The organism is Micromonospora sp. CMU55-4, from assembly GCF_011602315.1.
GTDB lineage: Bacteria > Actinomycetota > Actinomycetes > Mycobacteriales > Micromonosporaceae > Micromonospora > Micromonospora chalcea.
Window position 1 is genome coordinate 255,110 of record NZ_JAAOLH010000004.1, and the last position, 23,816, is coordinate 278,925.

The 23,816-nt window shown below is 74.9% G+C and carries 7 protein-coding genes; all 7 read left to right on the forward strand.

The genetic code is table 11. The features are described 5' to 3' along the window. Window positions 1-3,372 (forward strand): non-ribosomal peptide synthetase, encoded by a 3,372-nt coding sequence (locus HA073_RS09525; RefSeq protein ID WP_166456183.1) that lies wholly within the window; start codon window positions 1-3, stop codon window positions 3,370-3,372. Window positions 3,373-3,388: 16 nt separating this feature from the next. Then, window positions 3,389-9,025 carry a type I polyketide synthase gene (locus tag HA073_RS09530; protein WP_166456184.1) on the forward strand — a complete coding sequence of 1,879 codons (5,637 nt, stop codon included), beginning with the start codon at window positions 3,389-3,391 and terminating at the stop codon, window positions 9,023-9,025. Window positions 9,026-9,128: 103 nt separating this feature from the next. Further along, complete coding sequence (locus HA073_RS09535; RefSeq protein ID WP_166456185.1) at window positions 9,129-13,682, forward strand: non-ribosomal peptide synthetase; 4,554 nt, start codon at window positions 9,129-9,131, stop codon at window positions 13,680-13,682. Further along, window positions 13,679-18,370, forward strand: a complete 4,692-nt coding sequence (locus HA073_RS09540; RefSeq protein ID WP_166456186.1) for a condensation domain-containing protein — start codon at window positions 13,679-13,681, stop codon at window positions 18,368-18,370. The genes HA073_RS09535 and HA073_RS09540 overlap by 4 nt, the downstream gene beginning before the upstream one ends. After that, window positions 18,367-20,079, forward strand: coding sequence for a cyclic peptide export ABC transporter (locus HA073_RS09545; protein ID WP_205796684.1), 1,713 nt, complete (start codon window positions 18,367-18,369; stop codon window positions 20,077-20,079). Before HA073_RS09540 ends, HA073_RS09545 begins: the two co-directional genes overlap by 4 nt. After that, entirely contained in the window at window positions 20,033-20,896 is an 864-nt protein-coding gene (locus HA073_RS09550) for a thioesterase II family protein (protein ID WP_083297006.1), read from the forward strand. The genes HA073_RS09545 and HA073_RS09550 overlap by 47 nt, the downstream gene beginning before the upstream one ends. Then, window positions 20,893-23,760 (forward strand): amino acid adenylation domain-containing protein, encoded by a 2,868-nt coding sequence (locus HA073_RS09555; RefSeq protein WP_166456187.1) that lies wholly within the window; start codon window positions 20,893-20,895, stop codon window positions 23,758-23,760. The genes HA073_RS09550 and HA073_RS09555 overlap by 4 nt, the downstream gene beginning before the upstream one ends. Window positions 23,761-23,816 lie beyond the last annotated feature (56 nt).

Sequence of the window (23,816 nt, forward strand, 5' to 3'; positions counted from 1 at the left end):
ATGACCGACCTCGACGCACGGCTCGCCGCGCTCTCCCCGGAGAAACGGGCGCTGTTCGAGAAGCTGCTGCGCGAGCGGGGCCAGGCGCGGCCCGCCCGGCGGGAGAACGTCTTCCCGATCTCCGTGATGCAGCAGGGCATCTGGTTCCTGGAGCAGCTTCGCCCCGGCAACCCGGCGTACCTGATCCCGGCGGCGGTGCGCATCCGCGGCCCGCTGGACACCGCCCTGCTGCGGCAGGCGGTCGACGGGATCGTCGCCCGGCACGAGTCGCTGCGGACCACGTTCGAGCTGCGCGACGGGCGGCCGGTGCAGGTGGTCCACCCGGCGCTCGCGATCCCGCTGGCCGAGACCGACCTGCGCGGCACGCCGGCCGGCGGCGACGAGCTGGAGGCGCGGATCGTGGCCGCGCTGCGCGAGCCGTTCGACATCACCACCGGCCCGCTGCTGCGGCTGGCCCTGCTCCGGCTCGGTGACGACGACTGCGTGCTCGGCGTGGCGATGCACCACCTCGTCTCCGACGGTTGGTCCGTCGGGGTGCTGCTGGGTGAACTCTCCACCCGGTATGCCGCGCTGGCCACCGGCGACCGGCCGGCGCTGCCCGAGCTGAGTGTCCAGTACGGCGACTACGCCGCCTGGCAGCAGGACTGGCTGGGCGGGGAGGACCTGTCGGCGGACCTGGCCCACTGGCGGGAGCACCTCGCCGGGGCGCCGGCCGTGCTCGACCTGCCGACCGACCGGCCCCGCCCGCCGGTGCAGGGCTTCCAGGGCGCCTCCCACCCGTTCACGTTGCCCGAGCCGGTGCTCACCGCGCTCGGCGCGCTCGGCAAGCAGCACGGCGCGACCACGTACATGGCGCTGCTGGCCGCCTTCGGCGTGCTGCTGCGCCGCTACAGCGGGCAGGACGACGTGGTGGTCGGCGTGCCGATGGCCAACCGGGACCGGGCCGAGGTCGAACCGCTCATCGGGTTCTTCGTCAACACCCTGCCGGTCCGCGTGGACCTGACCGGCAACCCGACCTTCACCGAACTGCTGGGCCGGGTCCGGGACGCCTGCCTCGGCGCGTACGCCCACCAGCGGGTGCCGTTCGAGAAGGTGGTGGAGGCGCTGAAGCCGGCCCGCGACCTCAGCCGGCCGCCGATCTTCCAGGTGGGGCTCTCCTACCAGAGTGACCCGCTGCCCACGCTGGCCCTGGCCGGGGTGGAGTTCGAACGGCTACCGCTGCGCGCCCAGGGCGCCCGCTTCGACCTGGAGCTGCAGCTGTTCAACGACGCCGGTGGGGTCAGCGGCTGGTTCGAGTACGACCGGGACCTGTTCGAACCCGCCACCATGGCCCGAATGGCCGGGCACTACCGGCGGATCGTCGAGCTGGCCGTCGCCGGCCCGCACACGGCTGTCGACGAACTGCCGTTGCTGGACGCCGACGAGCGGGACGCCGTGCTGGCGCTGTCCCGGGGCGAGGCGCGGCGGTGGCCCGGCGCGGGCTGGGCGCACGAGCAGGTCGCCGAGCGGGCCCGGCGTACGCCGGAACTGCCGGCGGTGCGGTTCGCCGGCCGCACCGTCGGCTACGGGGAGCTGCTGCGCCGGGCCAACGGGCTGGCCCGGCGGCTGCGTGCCGCCGGGGTCGGCCCCGGCGTGCGGGTCGGCCTGGTGCTGGAACGCTCGGTGGAGCTGGTGGTCGGCCTGCTGGCGATCTGGCAGGCCGGCGGCGCGTACGTGCCCGTCGACCCGGGCCTGCCGGCCGGGCGGGTGGCGCTGATGCTCGACGACGCGGACCCGGCGGTGGTGCTCACCCAGCGGCGGCTCGGCGAGAAGCTGTCCTGGGACGGGCCGCTGTGGTTCGCCGACGAGCTGCTCACCGACGACGTGCCCGCGGACGCCGCCGACGACCGGCCCACCCCGGTACGCGGCACCGACGTCGCCTACGTCATCTACACCTCCGGGTCGACCGGCCGGCCCAAGGGCGTGCCGAACACGTTCGCCGGCCTCCGCAACCGGCTGCTGTGGATGCAGGACGCCTACGGCCTCGGCCCCGGCGACCGGGTGCTGCAGAAGACGCCGTACTCGTTCGACGTCTCGGTCTGGGAGTTCTTCTGGCCGTTGATGACCGGCGCGACGCTCGTCGTGGCCCGCCCGGACGGGCACCGCGACGGCGCCTACCTGGTCGACACGATCCGCTCCGAACAGGTCACCACCGTGCACTTCGTGCCCTCCATGCTCCAGGCGTTCCTGCGCGAGCCCGACGTCGAGCGGTGCGTGAGCCTGCGCCGGGTGATCTGCAGTGGCGAGGCGCTTCCCCGCGACCTGCAGGACCGCTTCTTCACCCGGTCCGCCGCCGAGCTGCACAACCTGTACGGCCCGACCGAGGCGGCGATCGACGTCACCGCCTGGGCCTGCCGCCGCGACGACCCCCGGCCGGTGCCGATCGGGCGGCCGATCGCGAACACCCAGGTGTACGTGCTGGACCACCATCTGCAGCCGGTGCCGGTGGGTGTGCCGGGCGAGCTGCACATCGGCGGGGTCAACGTGGCGCTCGGCTACCTGAACCGGCCCGAGCTGACCGCCGAACGGTTCGTCGCCGACCCGTTCGCCACGCCGGCGGCGGCCGGCGGCACGGCCGTCACCGGCGACCGCGACGACGACCGGCCGCCCGCCCGGCTCTACAAGACCGGTGACCTGGGCCGGATCCGTGCCGACGGAGCGATCGAGTACCTGGGCCGCCTCGACCACCAGGTGAAGCTGCGCGGCTTCCGGATCGAGCTGGGCGAGATCGAGGCGGCGCTGACCGCCTGCCCCGGCGTCACCGAGGCGGTGGTGGTGGCGCGTGCGCACGGCGGCGACACCCGGCTGGTGGCGTACCTGGCCGGGCCGGCCGTGCCGGCCACCGGTGAGCTGATCAGCCGGTTGAAGGAACGGCTTCCCGACTACATGGTGCCGGCGGTCTTCACCACGCTGGACGCCCTGCCGCTGACCCCGAACGGCAAGGTGGACCGGTCGGCCCTGCCCGAACCCGACCTGGCCCGCCCGGAGCTGCGCAGCCCGTACGTGGCGCCGCGCGACGAGCTGGAGCGGACCGTCGCCGGCATCTGGCGGGAGCTGCTCGGCGTGGAGCAGGTCGGGGTGGACGACAACTTCTTCGAGCTGGGCGGCCACTCCCTGCTGATGGCCGAGGCCCGCCTGCGGCTCGTCGCGGCGGCCGGCCGGGACGTGACGCTCGTCGAGCTGTTCCAGTTCCCGACCGTCGCCGCGCTCGCCGGTTACCTCAACCGGCCCGGCGCGGACGGCGACGGCCTGGGCGACGCCCAGGAACGGGCGGCCACCCGCCGGCAGTCACTGAGTCGACGTCGCCGCCGCTCGTCGGCCGCGCAGGCATGAACGGTAGGTGAGACAGATGTCAGACGACGTCGAGAACCTCGACCAGATAGCCGTCATCGGCATGGCGGGGCGCTTCCCCGGCGCGGCCGACGTGGACGAGTTCTGGGCGAACCTCACGGCCGGCCGGGAGGGGATCGCCCGCCTGTCCGACGAGGAGCTGCGCGCCGACGGCGTCGACCCGCAGGTGGCCGCGCGGGACGACTACGTGCCGGCCAAGGGCGTCCTGGCCGACGCGGACCGCTTCGACGCGGGCTTCTTCGGCTACCACCCCCGCGAGGCCGAGGTCCTCGACCCGCAGCACCGGGTCTTCCTGGAGTGCGTGTGGACGGCGCTGGAGTCGGCCGGCCACGACCCGAAGACCTTCGACGGGCGCATCGGCGTCTTCGCCGGGTCGAGCCTGAACTCGTACCTGCTGTTCAACCTGCTCGCCAACGAGCAGGCGGTGGACGCGGCCGGCAGCTACCAGACGCTGATCTCCAGCGACAAGGACTTCCTGGCCACCCGGGTGTCGTACAAGCTGAACCTGACCGGGCCGAGCATGACCGTGCAGACGGCCTGCTCCACCTCGCTGACCGCGGTGCACCTGGCGGCCCAGAGCCTGCTCAACGGCGAGTGCGACCTGGCCCTGGCCGGCGGCGTGTCGGTGAGCGTGCCGCTGCGCGGCGGCTACCGCTACGAACAGGGCGGCATCCTCTCCCCGGACGGGCACTGCCGGCCCTTCGACGCGCAGGCGCAGGGCACCGTCGCCGGCAACGGTGTGGGCGTGGTGGTGCTGCGGCGGTTGACCGACGCCCACGCGGCCGGGGACACAGTGGACGCGGTCATCCTCGGCACCGCGGTGAACAACGACGGCTCGCTGAAGGTCGGCTACACCGCGCCGAGCGTGGACGGGCAGGCCCGCGTCGTCGCCGAGGCGCTCGCCGTGGCCGACGTGGACCCGGACAGCATCGGCTACGTCGAGACCCACGGCACCGGCACCGCCCTCGGCGACCCGATCGAGATCACCGCGCTGACTCGCGCGTACCGCAAGCACACCGACCGGGTGGGCTACTGCGCGATCGGCTCGGTGAAGAGCAACGTCGGGCACCTCGACGCCGCGGCCGGGGTGACCAGCCTGATCAAGGCGGTGCTGGCGCTGCGCCACGAGGCGATCCCGGCGACCCTGCACCACACCCGGGCCAACCCCGAGCTGGCGTTGCCGACCAGCCCGTTCTTCGTCAACACCGAGCTGCGGCAGTGGCCCCGGCGGGAGACGCCGCGCCGGGCCGGGGTCAGCTCGTTCGGCATCGGCGGCAGCAACGTGCACGTGATCCTGCAGGAGGCGCCGGCCCCGGCCGCGTCGGCCGCCGCGCCGCCCGCCGCACCGGCCGTAGCCCGGGTGCTGCCGCTGTCGGCCCGGTCCGCGCCGGCGCTGGCCGCCGTGGCCGGCCGGCTCGCCGACCACCTGGCCGCCCACCCCGACCTGGACCTGGACGACGTGGCGTACACGCTGGCCGCCCGCCGCCGGGCCTTCGAGCACCGTACGGCGGTGACCGGCCGGGACAGCGCCGAACTGGTCGCCGCGCTGCGGCGGGCCGCCGACGCCGGCACGGGCACGCCTGCCGGACGGGACGCGCCGGTGGCGTTCCTCTTCCCCGGCCAGGGCGCGCAGTACGTGGGCATGACGCGGGGCCTGTACCGCAGCGAGCCGGTGTTCGCCGCCGAGCTGGACCGCTGCGCCGACCTGTTCGCCGGTCATCTGGGCGAAGACCTGCGCGTGCCGCTGTTCGCCGCCGACGACGAGACCGGCGACGCGGCGCTGGCGCTGGCGCGTACCGCTGTCACGCAGCCGGTGCTGTTCGCGGTGGAGTACGCGCTGGCCCGCCTGTGGATGTCGTGGGGCGTCCGCCCGGCGGCGATGGTCGGGCACAGCGTCGGCGAGTACGTGGCCGCCTGCCTGGCCGGGGTGTTCTCCCTCGAGGACGCGGTGGCGCTGGTCGCCACGCGGGGGCGCCTGGTGCAGTCGATGCCGGCCGGGTCGATGCTCGCGGTGTTCCTGCCCGAGGCGGAGGTGACCGGCCGGCTGACCGGCGGGCTGTGCGTCGCGGCGGTGAACTCCACCGGCCTGTGCGTGGTGGCCGGCCCGACCGCCGAGGTCGACGCGCTGGCGCAGCGGCTCGCGGCGGACGGGGTGGCGTGCCGCCGGCTGCGCACCTCGCACGCCTTCCACTCACCCAGCATGGACGCGGCTGTCGCGCCGTTCGTCGACGCGGTCCGCCGGGTCGCCCTGCGCCCGCCCGCCACCCCGTTCGTCTCCAACGTCACAGGCGCCTGGATCACCGACGAGCAGGCCACCGACCCGGAGTACTGGGGACGACACCTGCGCGCGCCGGTGCGTTTCGCCGACGCCCTGGACGTGCTGCTCGCCGACGAGGAGCTGGTGCTGCTGGAGGTCGGTCCGGGGCAGACGCTGCGCAACTTCGTCCGCCAGCACCGCGCCTGGCACGAGCGGCGGACGGTGGCCGGATCGGTGCGGCACCCGGACGAGCCGCGCGACGACCAGGAGTACCTGCTGGCGGGGCTGGGTGAACTCTGGGCCGCCGGGGCGCCGGTGGACTGGGCCGCCCGCGCCGGGGACACGCCGCGGCGGCTGCTGCGCCTGCCCACGTACCCGTTCCAGCGCCAGCGCTACTGGATCGAGCCGCGGCCCGGCCCGGTCCGGCCCGCGCCGGTCGCGGCGACCGAACCGGACGCGCAGTGGTTCCACGTGCCGGGCTGGCGGCGGCTCACCGCGCCGGCCGCCGGGACCACCGACGGGGCGACCTGGGTGGTGCTCGGCGCCGAGCTGCCGCTGGGCGTGGCGCTGGCCGGGCGGCTGGCCGACGACGGTGCGACAGTGCTGCGGGTCAGCGCCGGCGACGAGCTGCGGGAGACCGGCGAGCGGGCCTGGTCGCTGGACCCGGCCAGCCGGGACCAGCACGCTGCCCTGCTCAAGTCGCTGGAGGTGGACGCCGGCCGGACGATCCGGGTGGTGCACCTGTGGAGCCTGACCGTGGAGCCGGGCGACGGCCCGGATCCGGACCGGATCGACAGCGCCCGGCGGGTCGGGTTCGACAGCCTGCTGGCCCTGGCCCAGGCGATCGGGGACGTGCAGCCCGCCGGCCCGGTGGAGATCGACGTGCTCAGCCGGGGCCTGTTCGCGGTGACCGGCGAGGAGGCCCTGCAGCCGGAGAACGCCCCGCTGCTCGGCGCCACCACGGTCATCCCGCAGGAGGTCCCGGACGTCACCTGCCGCGTGCTGGACCTGCCCGCGGCCGACCCGGCGCCCGGCCCCACGACCGTGCTGGCCCGGCTGACCGCGCCCACCGCCGACCGGGAACTGGCGCTGCGCGGCCGGCACTGGTGGGTACGCGACTTCGAGGCCCTGCCCGCCGACGCCGCCGGCGGGACGGGCGGCCGGCTGCGGCCCGGCGGCGTCTACCTGATCACCGGCGGTCTCGGCGGGGTCGGGCTGGCGCTGGCCGAGCAGATCGCCCGCTCGGTCGACGCGCCGGTGCTCGGGCTGCTGCACCGCTCGGCGTTCCCCGACTCGACGCGGTGGCCGGACTGGCTGGCCGAGCACGGCGAGCAGGACGACACCAGCCGGCGGATCCGCGGCGTGCAGCGGCTGCGGGAACTGGGCGCGCGGGTGGTGGTGCTGCACGCCGACGTCACCGACCGGGCCGCCCTGTCCGACGCGGTCGGACGGCTGCGCGCCGAAGGCGGTGGCCTGCACGGCGTCATCCACGCCGCCGGCCTGCCGTCGCGGGGACTGATCGCGGTCAAGTCCGGCCGGGACGTGACCGACGTGCTGGCCGCCAAGACCGTCGGCACGCTGCACCTGGACGCCGTCTGCGACGCCGACGGACTGGACTTCCTGCTGCTCTGCTCGTCGCTGACCGCGCTGCTCGGCGGGCCGGGGCAGAGCGACTACTGCGCGGCGAACGCCTTCCTGGACGTCTACGCCCAGTGGCGGCGAGCCACCACCGGGGCGCCGGTCGCGGCTGTCGCCTGGGACACCTGGCGCAACACCGGCATGGCCGCCGGCCTGGTCGAGCGGCTGCACGGCGGCGCCGCGCTGACCGGGCACCCGCTGCTGCAACGCCTGGTCTCCTCGACCGGTACGTCCCGGACGTACGCCACCACGCTCAGCACGGCCGACAGCTGGATCGTCGACGAGCACCGGATCATGGGCCACGGCCTCGTTCCCGGCACCACGTACCTGGAGCTGGTCCACGCGGCGGTCGCCGACCGGGCGGCCGGCCGGGTGGTGGAGCTGAACGACGTGCTGTTCCTGATGCCGGTGATCGTGCCGGACGGTCGGAGCCGCGAGCTGTTCACCACGGTGCAGGAGCGCGACGGGCAGCTCCGGTTCAGCGTGCAGAGCCGCGTCGACGGGGAGGCCGGCCGCTGGCAGGAGCACGCGAGCGGCACCGTGGCCTTCCACGAGCGGCCGGCGGACACGGCCCGGGACCTGGACCGGCTGCGCCGCGACTGCGCCGTCACCGAGGTGATCGACACCGAGGACGAACTGAAGCGGCGGCTGAAGCTCGACCGGGTGGAGCAGGGCGGCCGGTTGCAGTTCTCGTTCGGCCCGCGCTGGCGGTGCCTGCGCCGCATCGAGGCCGGCGAGCGGCGGCTGATGGTCACGCTCGAACTGGCCGAGGAGTTCGCCGCCGACCTGGAGCGCTACCCGCTGCACCCGGCGCTGCTGGACGTGGCCGGCGCGTCCGCACGGATCCGCGCGCGGGACGTGTTCTACCTGCCGTTCACCTACCGCAGCCTGCGGGTCTTCGCTCCGCTGACCCGGGTGGTCCACTGCCACGTCGAGGTGGACGAGGCCGGTGACTCCGGCGAGACGCTCACCGTCAGCATCGAGCTGATCTCCCCGCAGGGACAGCTGCTGGCCCGGATCACCGACTTCACCATCAAGCGGATCAACGACATCGACGGCCTGCTGGAACAGGTGCGCGACGGCGCGGTGACCGCCGCCGGCACGGGCGCGGGCGAGGCGACGCCGGGCACCCTGCACGTGCTCAGCGAGGGAATGACCGCCGCCGACGGGATGGCCGCCTTCGACCGGCTGCTCGCCGCGCCCGAGCTGCCGGAGCACGTGGTGGTCACCGGCCGGGACCTTTCCGGGCTGCGCCGGCTCGCCGCCTCGATCACCCCCGCGCTGCTCGCCGGGGAGGTGGAGCAGATCGCCCCGCCCCGGGGCACCCATCCGAGGCCCGATCTGGACACCCCGTACGTGGCGCCGGGCACCGAGGCCGAGCGGACGGTGGCGGAGATCTGGCAGGAGGTGCTCGGCCTGGACCGCGTCGGCGTGCACGACGACTTCTTCGCCCTCGGCGGACACTCGCTGGCCGCCGTGCAGATCGGCGCGAAGATCCGCGGCCGGTTCGGGGTGGAGCTGAACCTGCGGGGCTTCTTCGACAGCCCGACGGTGGCGCACACGGTGACCGTGCTGGCCGACCCCGGCGAGCCGGGGGATCGGGGCGCCGACCGGATCGAAGCGGTGAGCCGGGACGTGCCCGACGACGAACTGGCCGGCCTCGACGAGCTGTCCGACGAGGAGATCGAGGCGCAGCTCGCCGCCCTGCTCGCCGAGGACGACGGCGGGGGACGGGCATGAGCCGGCCGCTTCCGCCCGCCCCGGCGCGTGCCCGCCGTACGCGAGCGCCGCACGTCCTGTCCGCAGCCGTGTCAGCTCACCCACACACCGAGGATGATCGCCCGTGACGACCACCGACCTGGGCAGCCTGTCCGCCGCCGAGAAGCGCGCACTGCTGGCCGAGCGGCTGCGGCAGAAGAAGCAGCGGCGGGAGTTCCCGGCCTCCTTCTCCCAGCAACGACTCTGGTTCCTGGAGCAGCTCTCGCCGGGCAGCGCCGCGTACAACATCCCCGGCGCCGTCCGCATCCTGGGCCCGCTGGACCTCGAGGTGTGGCGGCGCTGCTGCAACGAGATCACCCGCCGGCACGAGGCGCTGCGGACCACGTTCACCGAGGTCGACGGCGAGCCCCGGCAGCTGGTCAACGCCGTCTGCGAGCCGGAGTTCACCGTGGTCGACTGCGCCCACCTGCGCGGACCGCAGGGTGAGGCGGGCATCCAGGAGCTGGCCCGGGAGGAGTTCACCCGCCCGTTCGACCTGGCCGGCGGGCCGCTGCTGCGGGTGCGGTTCCTCCGGCTCGGACCGCAGGAGCACATCCTGCTGCTGACCATGCACCACATCGCGGCCGACCTGTGGTCCATGTCCGTGGCCATCGCCGAGCTGGTCGAGCTGTACGGGGCGTTCGCCGCCGGTCGCGAGTCGACCCTGCCGGACCTGCCGATCCAGTACGTCGACTACACCGTCTGGCAGCGGCAGCGGCTGGAGGGCGACGCGCTCGACGCCGACCTGGAGTACTGGAAGAAGACGCTCGCCGGGGCGCCGGCCGCGCTGGAACTGCCCATCGACAAGCCCCGCCCGGCGGTGCAGAGCACCCGGGGTGGCTCCCGGCCCTTCGCCCTGCCCGAGCCGGTGATGACCCGGCTGCGCGCGCTGAGCCAGCGGGAGGGCGCCACCCCGTTCATGACCCTGCTCGCGGCCTTCCAGGCGCTGCTGCACCGCTACAGCCGCGAGGACGACATCGTGGTCGGCGTACCGGTGGCCAACCGGAACCGGCCGGAGATCGAACGGCTCGTCGGCTACTTCGTCAACACCCTGGCGCTGCGCACCGACCTGTCCGGCGACCCGAGCTTCCGCGAGCTGGTCGGGCGGGTCCGGCAGACCTGCCTCGGCGCGTTCGCCCACCAGGAGGTGCCCTTCGAGCGGCTGGTGGAGGAGCTGGCCCCGCGCCGGGACCTGTCCCGCTCGCCGATCTTCCAGGTGCACTTCATCTTTCAGAACATCCCGATGCCCGAGTTCGACGTGGCCGGGCTGCGGCTGGAGCCGGTCGACGTGGAGAGCTCCACCGCCCGGTTCGACCTGGAGCTGCAGGTCTTCGACCGGCCGGACGGGCTGACCGGCTGGTTCGAGTACAACACCGACCTGTTCGAGCCGGCCACCGTGGAGCGGATGTCCCGGCACCTCGCGCAGCTGGTGGAGAACCTGCTCGCCGACCCGGACCGGCCGATCGACCAGGTTCCGATGCTCGGCGCCGACGAGGAGCGTGACCTGCGGCTGCGGTGGAACGACACCCGCCGGGGCTGGCCGCAGCCGGTGTGCGTGCCGCAGCGCTTCGCCGCCCGGGCCGCCGCCACCCCGCACGCCCCGGCGCTGCGCACCGACCGGGAGAGCCTGACCTACGCCGAGCTGGACGGGCGCTCGACCCGGCTGGCCCGCCGGCTGCGGCGGCTCGGGGTGGCCCGGGAGACGATGGTCGGCATCTGCCTGGAGCGTTCGGCCGACATGGTCGTGGCGATGCTCGCCGTGCTCAAGAGCGGCGGTGCGTACGTGCCGCTGGACCCGGGTTTCCCGCCGGACCGGATCGCCTTCATGCTCGCCGACTCCGACCTGTCCGTGCTGCTCACCAGCAGCGACGTGCTGGCGGGCCTGGGCGGGGTGAAGGCGCAGCCGCTCTGCCTGGACCTGCTCGGTGACGAGCTGGTCGCCGAGTCGGCCGAACCGCTGGACGTCGACGTGCGCCCCGACGACCTGGCGTACGTCATCTACACCTCCGGCTCCACCGGCCGGCCCAAGGGCGTGCAGGTTCCGCACGGGGCGCTGGGCAACTTCCTGCTCGCCATGGGCGAGCGCCCCGGCGTCACCGCCGACGACGTGCTGCTGGCGGTCACCACGCTCTCCTTCGACATCGCCGGGCTGGAGCTGCTCCTGCCGCTGGTCGAGGGGGCCTGCGTGGCAGTGGTGAGCCGCCAGGTCGCCGCCGACGGGGAACGGCTGGCCGCCGCGCTGGACGCCTTCGGCGCGACGGTCATGCAGGCCACCCCGTCCACCTGGCGGATGCTGCTCGACGCCGGCTGGACCGGCGAGGCCGGGCTGCGGGTGCTGGCCGGCGGTGAGGCGCTCCCCGCCGAGCTGGCCCAGCGCCTGCTCGGCCGGTGCGCCGAGCTGTGGAACATGTACGGCCCGACCGAGACGACCATCTGGTCGGCGGTGGCGCGGGTCGACCACGGCCCGATCTCCATCGGCGAGCCGATCGCCAACACCGAACTGCACGTGCTCGACGGCAGCGGCCACCTGGTGCCGCCGGGTGTCCCCGGCGAGCTGCACATCGGCGGCGCCGGCCTGGCGCGGGGCTACCTGGACCGGCCCGAGCTGACCGCCGAGCGGTTCGTCCGGCACCCCTTCCCGATCGGGCTGGGCGACCGGCTCTACCGCACCGGTGACCTGGTCCGCCGCCGCGCCGACGGGAGCATCGAGTTCCTCGGCCGGCTCGACCACCAGGTGAAGCTGCGGGGCTTCCGGATCGAGCTGGGCGAGATCGAGTCGGTGCTGGAGCGGCAGCCGCAGGTCAACCAGGCGGTGGTGACCGTACGCGAGGACACCCCCGGCGACCAGCGGCTGGTGGCGTACGTGGTGGCCGGCGCCGACGCCCGGGCCGAGGCGGCGGCGCAGTGGCCGCACGAGGTGGAGCAGTGGCGCGACGTCTGGGACGCCGCGTACGACGTGACGGACACCGGCGAGGTCGACCCGACGTTCGACACCCGGGGCTGGAACAGCAGCTACACCGGAGCGCCGATCCCGGTGGCGGAGATGCGCGGCTGGGCCGAGGCGACCGCCGAGCGGATCCTCCAGGACGGCCCGCGCTCGGTGCTGGAGATCGGCTGCGGCACCGGCCTGATCCTCTACCGGGTCGCCCCGCACGTGCGCCGCTACTGGGGCACCGACATCTCCGCTGTCGCCCTGGACCGGCTGCGCGCCGACGTGCCGGCGCGGGGACTGTCCGGGGTGGAGCTGTTCGGCTGTGCCGCCGACGAGCTGGACGCGCTGCCCGACCAGCTCTTCGACGTGATCGTGCTCAACTCGGTGGCGCAGTACTTCGCCGACGAGGACTACCTGCTGCGGGTGATCGAGGGCGCGTTGCCCCGGCTCGCCCCGGGCGGCTCGCTCTTCCTCGGCGACATCCGCAGCCTGCCACTGCTGGAGACCTTCCACACCTCCGTGCAGGTGGAGCGGGCCGAGGCGCAGGACAGCACCGAGCAACTGCGCGAGCGGGTGCGCCGGGCCGTCGCCGACGACCGGGAGCTGGTCTTCGACCCGGGCTTCTTCACCGCGTTGCCGGCCCGCTTCCCCCGGCTGACGGGGGTACGGGTGATGCCGAAGCTCGGCTCGGTGAGCAACGAGCTGACCCGGTTCCGCTACGACGTGCGTCTCACCGTCGACGGCGACGTCGTCGACGCCGGGGACGTGACGTGGCTGGACTGGCGCGACAGCGGGCTCACCGCGGCCGGGCTGCGCGAGCGGCTCACCGCCGACCGTCCGGCGCTGCTCGCGCTGCGCGGCGTACCCAACGCCCGCGTCGACCGCTGGGCGCGGGCGGCGACGGCGCTCGCCGGGGCGGACGGCACGGTCGCCGACCTGCGGGCCGAGCTGGCGTCCCCTGTCGACCCGGCCGCCGTCGAGCCGGAACAGCTGCGCCGGCTCGCCGACGAGACCGGCTACCGGCTGGACCTGGACTGGTCCGGTCACGGACCGGCCGGTGACCTGACCGTCGTGCTGCGCCGGCTGGCCGGCGACGGCCGGCCGGAGACGCCGCTGCCCCGGCTCGCCGGGCCGCCCGCCGCCGAGCCGCGCTGGGACTCGTTCGTCAACGACGCCCTCGGCCGCCGGGCGAGGCGGCTGCTGCCGCGGTTGCAGGCCGCGGTCGGCGAGCAGTTGCCCGACTACATGGCGCCCTCGGCGTACGTCTTCCTCGACGCGCTGCCGCTCACCCCGAACAACAAGGTCGACCGCAAGGCGCTGCCCGCGCCCGAGTCGGGCCGGCGGCAGGTGACATCGGCGTACGTGGCGCCGCGCACACCGGTCGAGGAGGTGATCGCCGGCATCTGGGCCGAGACCCTCGGCGTCGACCGGGTCGGCGTGGGCGACGACTTCTTCGCCCTCGGCGGGCACTCGCTGCTCAGCACCCGGATGGTGGCCCGGGTCCGGGAGGCGTTCGGCGTGGACGTGCCGCTGCACAAGGTCTTCACCGACCCGACGGTCGCCGGGCTCACCCGCGCGCTGACCGCCGACCCCGCGCAGCGGACCGTCGTGGAGAAGACCGCCGAGCTGCTGATCCGGCTCAGCGACCTGTCCGACGACGAGGTGCAGCAGGCGCTCGACCGCGCCGACGGAAGGACGCAGGCATGAGCACCAGGCGGTTCGCCCTGTCCGCGCAGCGGCTCGCGCTGCTGGGCAACCTGCTCCAGGAGGAGGGCATCGACCGCGCCCCGGCGCGGACCGTGCCACCGCGCGCCGACCGGGACGCCCCGGTGCCGCTGACCTTCTCGCAGAGCCGGATCTGGTTCCTGGAGCAGTTCGCGGCGCACACCTCCGCGTACGTCATCTCCACGGCGATGCGGGTGCACGGCGACTTCCGCGCGGACCTGTTCGCCGGCGCCTGCGCCGAGGTGGTCCGCCGGCACGAGTCGCTGCGGACGGTCTTCTTCGAGCGGGACGGACGGCCGTACCAGCAGGTGCGGGCCGAGCTGCCGCCGGACGTGCAGGTCGAGGACGTGCCGGGGGTGGCGCCCGGGGAGGTCGACGCCGAGCTGCGCCGCCGCGAGGAGGAGCTGATCGGCCGGCCGTTCGACCTGGCCGCCGGTTCGCCGGTGCGGGTCCGGCTGCTCCGCTTCGGCCCGCAGGTGACCGGCGTGCTGCTCAACCTGCACCACCTCGTGTCCGACCGCTGGTCGATGGGGGTGCTGCTGCGCGAGCTGATCGACTGCTACCGCGCCCTGCTGACCGGTGGGCCGCACGGCCTGCCCGAGCTGCCGGTGCAGTACGCCGACTTCGCCCTCTGGCAGCAGGAGCCGGCCGCTCAGCAGGCGTGGGCGGCGGACCTGGCGTACTGGACGGGCCAGCTCGGCGGCGCGCCACCGGAGATCGGCCTGGTCGGTGACCGGCCCCGGCCGAGGGAGAAGAGCTACCGGGGTGACTCGGTGCCGGTGGAGATCCCGCCGGCCGTGGTGCCCCGGCTGCGGGCGCTGTCCCGGCAGGAGAACGCCACGCTGTTCATGGTGCTCCAGGCCGCCTTCGCGGTGCTGCTGCACCGGCTCACCGGCGACGAGGAGGTGGTGGTCGGCTCGCCGGTGGCCAACCGGCGCCTGGTCGAGCTGGAACCGCTGATCGGGCTGTTCATGAACACCGTGGCGCTGCGTACCGACCTGCGCGGCGAGCCGTCGTTCCGGGAGCTGCTGCGCCGGGTCGGTGCGGTGTGCCTGGCCGCGTACGACCACCAGGGCATCCCGTTCGAGCGGCTGGTCGAGCAGTTGCAGCCGGAACGGTCGGCGGCCGGCACCCCGGTCTTCCAGGTGCTGTTCTCGTACCAGAACGTGCCGTTCCCGTCCTGGCACGACGGGCCGCTGCGGGTCGAGCCGGTCTCGCTGGACGCCCGCAAGGCCGAGTTCGACCTGCTGCTTGACCTCTTCGAGGACGGCGACACGATCTGGGGGCGGCTGGAGTACAGCACCGACCTGTTCGACGAGGCGACCGCCCGGCGTCACGTGAGCATGTTCCACCGTCTGCTGCGGGGCCTGCTGGACGACCCGGACACCCCGATCGGCGTGCTGCCGCTCGTCGGCCCGGTCGAGCGGGACGAGCTGCTGGCGCTGGCCACCGGCCCGGCGACCGACGCCGGCCGTCCGCTGGTCGGTGACGCCTTCGCCGCGGCGGTCCGCCGTGACCCGGCCGCCCCGGCGGTGCGGTTCGGCTCCCGTACGGTCGGCTACGGCGAGCTGGACGCGCTCGTCGGCGCGCTCGCCGACCGGTTGCGGGCAGCGGGCGTGCGCCGGGGCACCCGCGTCGGCGTGCGGCTGGACCGGTGCGTGGAGCTGGTGGCCGCGCCGCTCGCCGTCTGGCGGGCCGGCGGGGTGGTCGTACCGGTGGACCCGGCGCTGCCCGCCGACCGGGCCGCAGCGCTGCTGACGGCGGCCGAGGTCGCGTTGCTGCTCACCGCGCGCCCGCAGGGCGGCGTCCCGCGCTGGTCCGGGCCGACCTGCCTGGTGGACGACCCGTCCGCCGACCCGCGCGCCGTGCCGGACGCCGCCGTGCCCGGTGCCCTCGTGCCGGACGCCGCGGCGCCGGCCGGCGCGGGCACTGTCACCGGCGGCGACCCGGCCTACGTCACCTCTCCGCCCGACGGTGCGCCGCGCACCACGGTGCACAGCCACGCCGCGCTGCGCGACCGGCTGCGCTGGTTGTCCGAGGCGGCCGGGCTGACCGCCGCCGACCGGGTGCTCCAGCAGGCGCCCCTGGCCGCCCCGGCGGCGGTCTGGGAGCTGTACGCCCCGCTGCTGAGCGGCGCGGCCGTGGTGCTGGCCCGGCCCGGCGGAGACCGCGACGCCCGCCACCTGGTCGGCCTGATCCGGGCGGAGCGGGTCAGCGTGGCCTGCTTCCGGCCCGACCTGCTCGCCGACCTTCTCGACCAGCGCGGGGTGGAGCGCTGCGCCGCGCTGCGGCACGTTTTCTGCGGTGGGGCGCCGCTGTCCCGGGACCTGGTGGCGCGCTTCGCGGAGCGGTCGCCGGCGGCCCTGCACCACGTGCTCGTGCCGCCGGACGTGGCCGCGCCGGTCACCGCCCACCTGTGCGCCGTCGACGGCGAGCTCACCGATCCGGCCACGCCCGACGGCGGGCCCGCCGACCCGGCCACGCCCGACGGCGGGCAGCGGCAGTTGATGCCGGTCGGCCGCCCGGTGCCGGGCACCCGGGCGCACGTCCTGGACCGGGCCGGTCAGCCACTCCCGGCCGGTGTGCCGGGGGAGCTGTACGTCGGTGGCGACCCGCTTCCGGCGCCGGCCGGAGGTGTGGCGGCGCTGCTGGCGCCGGACCCGTTCGGCACGGCGCGCGGCGCGCGGCTGCTGCGCACCGGCGAGCGGGCCCGGATGCGCGCCGACGGCGTGATCGAGTACCTGGGCCGCCTCGACCACCAGGTACGGCTGCGCGGCTTCCCGGTGGACCTGGACCTGGTCGAGACGACCCTGGCCGGGCATCCCGCCGCGACCGCGGCCGCCGTGGTGGCGCACGACGACCGGCTGGTCGCGTACGTCGTGGGGCAGGCCGGGACCGGTGAGCTGGCCGCGTACCTGAGGCAGCGGCTGCCGGAGAATCTGCTTCCGGCCGCCTGGGTGGCGCTGCCGGAGCTGCCGCGCACCCCGGCCGGCACCGTCGACCGGTCCGCCCTGCCCGCGCCGCAGCCGCCCGCCGGCGAGCCCGCCGCCGCTGCCGAAGCGCCCCGCGACGAGGTGGAAGCGGCGATCGCCGACATCTGGCGGGAGCTGCTCGGGAACGACGAGGTCGGCCGGGACGACAACTTCTTCACCCTGGGCGGGCACTCCCTGCTCGCCACCAAACTCGCCGCGCAGATCGACGCCCGGTACGGCGTACGGCTCGCGCTGCGCGACCTCTTCGGCAACCCGACCGTCGGCTGGCTGGCCGGGCAGGTCCGGCGGCACGCGACCGGCGCGGACACCGGCCCGGCCCCGATCCCGCGCGTCGGCCGCGACGGCGACCTGCCGCTGTCGTTCAGCCAGGAACGGCTGATCCGGCACCACCCGCTCGGCCCGGCCGACCCGATCCACAACGTGGTGACCGCGCTGCGGCTGACCGGACCGCTGGACGAGGCGGCGCTGCGCCGCGCCCTGGACGACGTCGCCGGGCGGCACGAGGCGCTGCGGACCCGGATCGTGGACGGCCCGGACGGGCCGGCGCAGCGGATCGAACCGGCCGGCGGCTGGCCGTTGACGGCGGTGGACCTCAGCGACGCCGACCCGGGCGAGCTGCGCGCGCTGATCGAGGAACAGGGACGGCGGCCGTTCCGCATCGACGCGGAGCCGATGGTGCGCGGCCTGCTGGCCCGCCTCGGCGAGGACCGGCACGCGCTGGTGCTCACCATGCATCACCTGGTCACCGACAACTGGTCCTACGGGGTGCTGGTGCGCGACCTGACCGAGTTCTACGGCGCCCACGCCACCGGCCGGGCGCCGCAGCTGCCGGAGCTGGCCGTGCAGTACCCCGACGTGGCGGCGTGGCAGCGCCGGCAACTGGCCGGCGGCGCGCTCGACGCGCACGTGGACCACTGGCGGCGCGCCCTCGCCGGCCTGCCACCGGCACTGACGCTGCGGCCACCGGCCACCGGGACGACCGCCGCCGACGGCTTCACCCGCGCGTTCCGCGTCGACCCGGCGGTCACGGAGAAGCTGCGCGGGCTCGCCCGGCAGGAGGGGGCCAGCCTGTTCATGGCGCTGCTGGCCGCGTACCACCTGCTGCTCGCCGCCTGCTCCGGCCGCGACGACATCCCGGTGGGCTTCCCGGAGGCGGGCCGGGACCGGGCCGAGACGGCCGACCTGATCGGCTGGTTCGTGCACCCGCTCGTGGTACGCGCCGACCTGACCGCCGCGTCGACGTTCGCCGGGCTGGTGCGGCAGGTCCGGGACCGGACGCTCGACGCGTACGCCAACCGGGCCGTGCCGCCGTGGCTGGCGGTGCCGGCCACCGCGGACGGTGACCCGACGCGGACCCTGTTCAACCTGCTCAACGCCGAGGTGCCGGAACTCGCGTTGCCCGGGCTGCGGGTCGATTCGTTGGAAATCGGTGACGACTACGTCTTCTCCGAGGTGCTCGGCACCAACCTCAGACCGGCGGAGGTCGACTTGGCGCTGATCATGCGGGAACAGGGCGCGGAACTGCACGGCACCTGGATCTTCTCCACCGACGTCCACGACGCCCGGGCGCTCCAGGCGCTGATGCGACGCTGGGACCTGCTGCTCGGCCGGCTGGCCGACTCACCGGCGGCGCCGCTGACCACGCTCCGTGCCTGGCTGGACGAGGTGGGCGCATGAGCCTCTTTGCCTACCTGCTGCGCTACAGCCGGGGCCCGTTCCTGCTGGCCATCGCGGCGGGCATCGTCAGCGGCGGCACCGGCGCCGCCTTCATCGCCATGGTCAACCTGGCGCTGGCCGCCGACGCCGCGCCCTCGCAGCGGCTGATCTGGGGATACGTGGCGCTCTGCCTGGCCACGCTGGTCACCAAGTTCGTCTCCCAGAGCATGCTGTACCGGCTGTCCCAGGGCGCCGTCTACCACCTGCGCCGCCGCCTCATCGACGGCATCCTGGACGCCCCGCTGCGGACCGTGGAGCGGACCGGCACGGCGCAGCTCTACTCGGTGCTCGCCGACGACGTGGTGGTGATCGCCGACGCGCTGCCCGGCCTGCCGGGCATCTGCTCGGGCGCGGCGTTCGTGCTGGTGGCCATCGCGTACCTGGTGATCGTCTCACCGGCGGTGGCGCTCGCCACCGGCGCCACGGTCGTCGTGGGCGTGCTGCTCTACCTGCTCGTCTCCGCCTCGGGCCTGGGCGCGCTCAAGGCCGCGCGGCGGGAGCAGGACGCGCTGTTCGGTCACTTCCGTTCGGTCACCGAAGGGCTCAAGGAGCTGAAGCTCAACCGGGAGCGGCGGGCCGCGCTGATCGACGGTGAGCTGACGGCCACGGCGTCCGCCTACCGCCGGCACAGCGTCTTCGGCCTCTCCGTCTACGAGGGCGCCACAGGTGGCGGCCAGGCGGTCTTCTTCGCCTTCATCGGCCTGCTGCTGTTCGCCTTCCCCGCCTGGTTCGCCCTGTCCGACCAGACGCTCACGTCGTGCGTGCTGATCCTGCTCTTCGCCGTCTCCAGCCTTCAGGGCGTCCTCGTCTGGTTCCCCGCGCTGGGCCGGGCGTCGGTGGCCCTGGGGAAGATCAAGGAGCGGCTCGCGGAGCTCGACGCGGGTCTCGGCGGGCCGGGCGCGGGGCGGGCGCCCGCCGTGCCGAACAGCAGGGTCCCGGCCGCCGCGGGCCGGGCGGGCAACGTCTTCGCCGGGTGGCGAAGCATCGCCTTCCGCGGGGTCAGCCACGTCTACCCCGGACCGAAGGGCGAGCAGTTCGTGCTCGGCCCGCTGGACTTCGAGTTCCGGCGCGGCGAGATCCTCTTCGTCGTCGGCGCCAACGGCAGCGGCAAGACCACCCTGGCGAAGGTGCTCACCAGCCTGTACGAGCCGGAGAGCGGCGCGATCCAGGTGGACGGCACCCAGGTCACCGCGGCCAACCGGGAGGACTACCGCAACCTGTTCTCCGCCGTGTTCTCCGACTTCCACCTCTTCGACAGCCTGCTCGGGCTGCCGGCGGGGGAGCAGGCCGCCAAGGCGCAGCGGTACCTGGAGCGCCTGCAACTGGACCACAAGGTACGCGTCGACGGGGACCGCTTCTCCACCACGGCGCTCTCGCTCGGGCAGCGCAAACGGCTGGCGTTGCTGGTGACGTACCTGGAGGACCGCCCCTTCTGCCTGTTCGACGAGTGGGCGGCCGACCAGGACCCGGTCTTCAAGGACTTCTTCTACCGGGACCTGCTGCCGGAGCTGCGGGACCGGGACAAGGCCGTCGTGGTGATCAGCCACGACGACCGCTACTTCGACGCCGCCGACCGGCTCGTCCGGCTCGACTACGGCCAGATCAGGGAGGAGGAGGTTCCCCGTGGACAGTCGGTGGCTGGGCGGTCAGGTGTGGAATCCGGACGCTGACGTCCGCCTGTTCTGCCTGCCGTACGCAGGTGGCGGCGCGGCGGCGTTCCGGGGCTGGCAGCGCGCCGCGCCACCCGGAGTCCAGGTGGTGGCGTTGGAGCTGCCCGGCCGGGGCACCCGGCTGCAGGAGGCGCCCTTCCTGCGCCTCACCCCGCTGATCCGGTCCCTCGCCGACGCGCTGACCGGCGCGCTGGACCGGCCGTACGCGCTGTTCGGGCACAGCATGGGGGGCCTGCTCGCCTTCGAGCTGGCCCGGGCGCTGCGCCGCCGCCCGGTGCGCCAGCCGGAGCACGTGTTCGTCTCCGCCGCCGCGTCGCCGGACTCCCCGTCGTCGCGGCCGCTGCTGCACTGCGCCGCCGACGACGAGATCCGCGCGCACCTGGCGAAGCTGGGCGGCACCCCGCCGGAGGTGCTCGACAACGCCGACCTGATGCGGCTGATGCTGCCCGTGCTGCGGGCCGACTTCTCGGTGCTGGAGACGTACGAGCACCGCCCCGAGCCGCCGCTGGCGACGCCACTGACGGTGCTGGGCGGCCGGGGGGACCGGATCGTGCCGCCGAGGGCGCTCGACGGGTGGCGGCGGCACACCTCGGCCCGGTCGCGGCTGTGCCTGTTCCCCGGCAACCACTTCTTCCTCCACGGCGCGCGGGCCGAGGTGGTGGCGACGGTGGCGCGGGATCTCGCCGCCGTCGTACCGCCGCCCTGGGTGTCCGGCGCCGCCGACCGGTACCACCACCGACCGCCCCCGACCACAGCCGCCGCCGTACCCGCCCGGAGCGGGCCGCCGGTGGACCGGAACCCAGGAGACGAGACATGACCCCCCTCGACCCGGCGGTGGAAGCGGCCGACATCGAGCCGTTCACGCTGCTCAGTCCCCGGGACCGGGCGATCGTCCCGGCCGGCGTCAGCGACGCCTATCCGCTGCCCGACGTACCGGCCGACCTGGTCGCGCAGGCGTCGGCGTTCACCGAGGTCGACCTGGACGGCCGGCGGATCGAGGACCCGGCCCCGTTCGCGCCGGAGCGTTTCGCCTCGGCGGTCGAGGCGGTGGTGCGCGCGCACGAACTGCTCCGTTGCTCGACCGACCCGTCCGGCGGCACCGAGCCGCTGTACCTGGCGCATCCGGACGCCGCGGTCCCGCTGGCCCGGCACGACCACCGCAGCGTCGACGCGGACAAGCGCGACGCGATGCTCGCCGCGCTGCTGGAGACCGAACGGGCCACGCCGTTCGACCCGGCCGCCGCCGGGCCGCTACGGCTGACCGTGATCCTGGAGACCGAACAGAGCTGGACGCTGCTGGTCGCCGCGCCCCGGGCGCTGAGCTGCGTGGCCGACCCGGCGGGCATCCTCGCCGAGCTGCTGCGCGCCTATTACGCCGCGGCGCCGGTCACCGCCACCCGGCACGCGCCCTGCGTCGCGGACGCGCTCGACGCCGCCGCCGACTTCGAAGGCGAGGAGTACTGGACCCGGGCGCTGGCCGGCGGCTCCTGCGCCCTGCCCGGCGGCTGGGGCGGCGCGGTCGGGAGCACCGAGCTCACCGTCGACCTGGCCGGGATGTCCGCCGGGCTGGCCGTGCTCGCCGACGCCGCCGGGGCGCCGCTGTCCACTGTGCTGTTCGCCGCCCACCAGACCGTGCTCGGCATGCTCGGCGCCGAACCGGCCGGGCACACCGACGCCACCCTCACCCCGCACGGCGGCGCCGCGCGCCCGGACTGCGAGCGACTGCTGCACCGCGTGGTGCGGCCCGTGCCGACGGCCGCCCGCGCGGCGACCTGGCGGGCGCTGGTGCGCGACGTGGCCGCCCACCAGCACGACGCGTGGACCCACCGGCTCGCGTACCGGCCGGTCACCGGCGGGCCGGGGCAGGGGCAGCACGCCCTCTTCGAGTGGGACCCGGCCGCCGGCCTGCCCGGTGAGCCGCTGCCCGGCCTGCCGGCCGACCGGGACGGGTACGGCCTGCGGGTCACCGCCGGGCCGGACCGCCTGCGCCTGCGCGTCGCCGGGGAGACAGTCGACCCCGGGTACGCCCGCCGGCTCGCCGCGCTCTACCGGGAGGTGCTGGTGGCGATGGCCGCCGACCCCGACGGTGACGCCGGGCGCACCTACCTGCCGGCGGACGAGCGCGACGCGGTGCTGCGCGACTGGGCCGTCGCGGAGACGGCGCACCGGGGCGACGTGACCGTGGTCGACCTGATCCGGGCCCAGGCCGACGCCACTCCGGACCGGATCGCCGTCCGGGTCGGCGACACGCGGCTCACGTACCGGGAGCTGATGCGGCGGGCCAACCGGCTCACCCACCACCTGCTCGACCTCGGCGCCGGCCGGGACACCCTGGTCGGCGTGTGCCTGGGCCGCACACCCGACCTCATCCCCGCCCTGATCGCGGTCTGGCAGTCCGGGGCCGGCTACCTGCCGCTGGATCCGCAGCTGCCGGCGGAACGGCTGCGCTACATGATCGAGGCGGCCGGCAGCCCGGTGGTGGTCACCTCCACCGTCGAGCAGGCCACCCTCACCGGCCTGTACGACGGCGTCCTGGTCCTGGTCGACGCGGACGCGGCGGCCGTCGCGGCCCGGCCCGACACCCCGGCGACCGTGCCGATCGACCCGGCCCAGCTCGCCTACGTCATCTTCACCTCCGGCTCCACCGGGCGGCCCAAGGGTGTGCTGGTGCCGCACGCCGGCCTGGCCAACTATCTGCTCTGGACCGTCGGCGCGTACGCCGCGCACGGCCCCGGCGGCGCCCCGGTCTTCTCCTCGATCTCGTTCGACCTGGGCATCCCGAATATCTTCACCCCGCTGATCACCGGGGAGCCGGCGCACCTGCTGCCCGAGCCGCTGGACACCGCCGACCTCGGGGCGCACCTGCTCACGGGCGCGCCGTACAGCTTCATCAAGATGACCCCGGGCCACCTGGACCTGCTCACCTGGCAGCTCACCGGGGAGCAGGCGCGGGACCTGGCCGGCATGGTCATCGCGGCCGGGGACTCGTTCACCGCGGCGCTGGCCGAGCGCTGGCTGGATCTGGCCGGGCCGGACGGCACGAAGGTCGCCACCGAGTACGGCCCCACCGAGATCACCATCGGCAACTCGGGGCAGCCGATCAGCGAGCCGCCGGCCACCGAGCTGGTGCCGCTCGGAGTGCCGATCGTCAACACCACCATGTACGTGCTGACCGAGCGGCTCGACCCGGTGCCGGTCGGCGTGCCCGGCGAGGTCTGGATCGGCGGCGTCGGGGTGGCGCGCGGCTACCTGGGCCGCCCGGACCTGACCGCGGACCGGTTCCGGCCCGACCCGTACGGCCCGCCGGGCAGCCGCCTCTACCGCAGCGGCGACCTGGCCCGCTGGCTGCCCGACGGCACGCTGGAGTTCCTCGGCCGCATCGACAACCAGGTCAAGATCCGGGGCTACCGGGTGGAACTGGGCGAGATCCAGGCCCGGCTCGCCGCCCATCCGGGCGTCCGTGACGCCGTGGTGCTCGCCCGCGAGCCCAGCCCCGGCGAGAAGCGCCTGGCGGCGTACGTGGTGCTCACCGCCGGCGCGGCGGTGGACGCGGCCGCGTTGCGCGCCCACCTCGCCGTCGACCTGCCCGACTACATGATCCCGGCGGACGTCGTCGCCATCGACCACATTCCGCTCACCACCAACGGGAAGGTGGACAGCCGCGCGTTGCCCGCCCTCTGATCCACTCCCACGAATCCCCTCCGTGCCGACACCGGCCCCCGTGCGCCGGGACGATC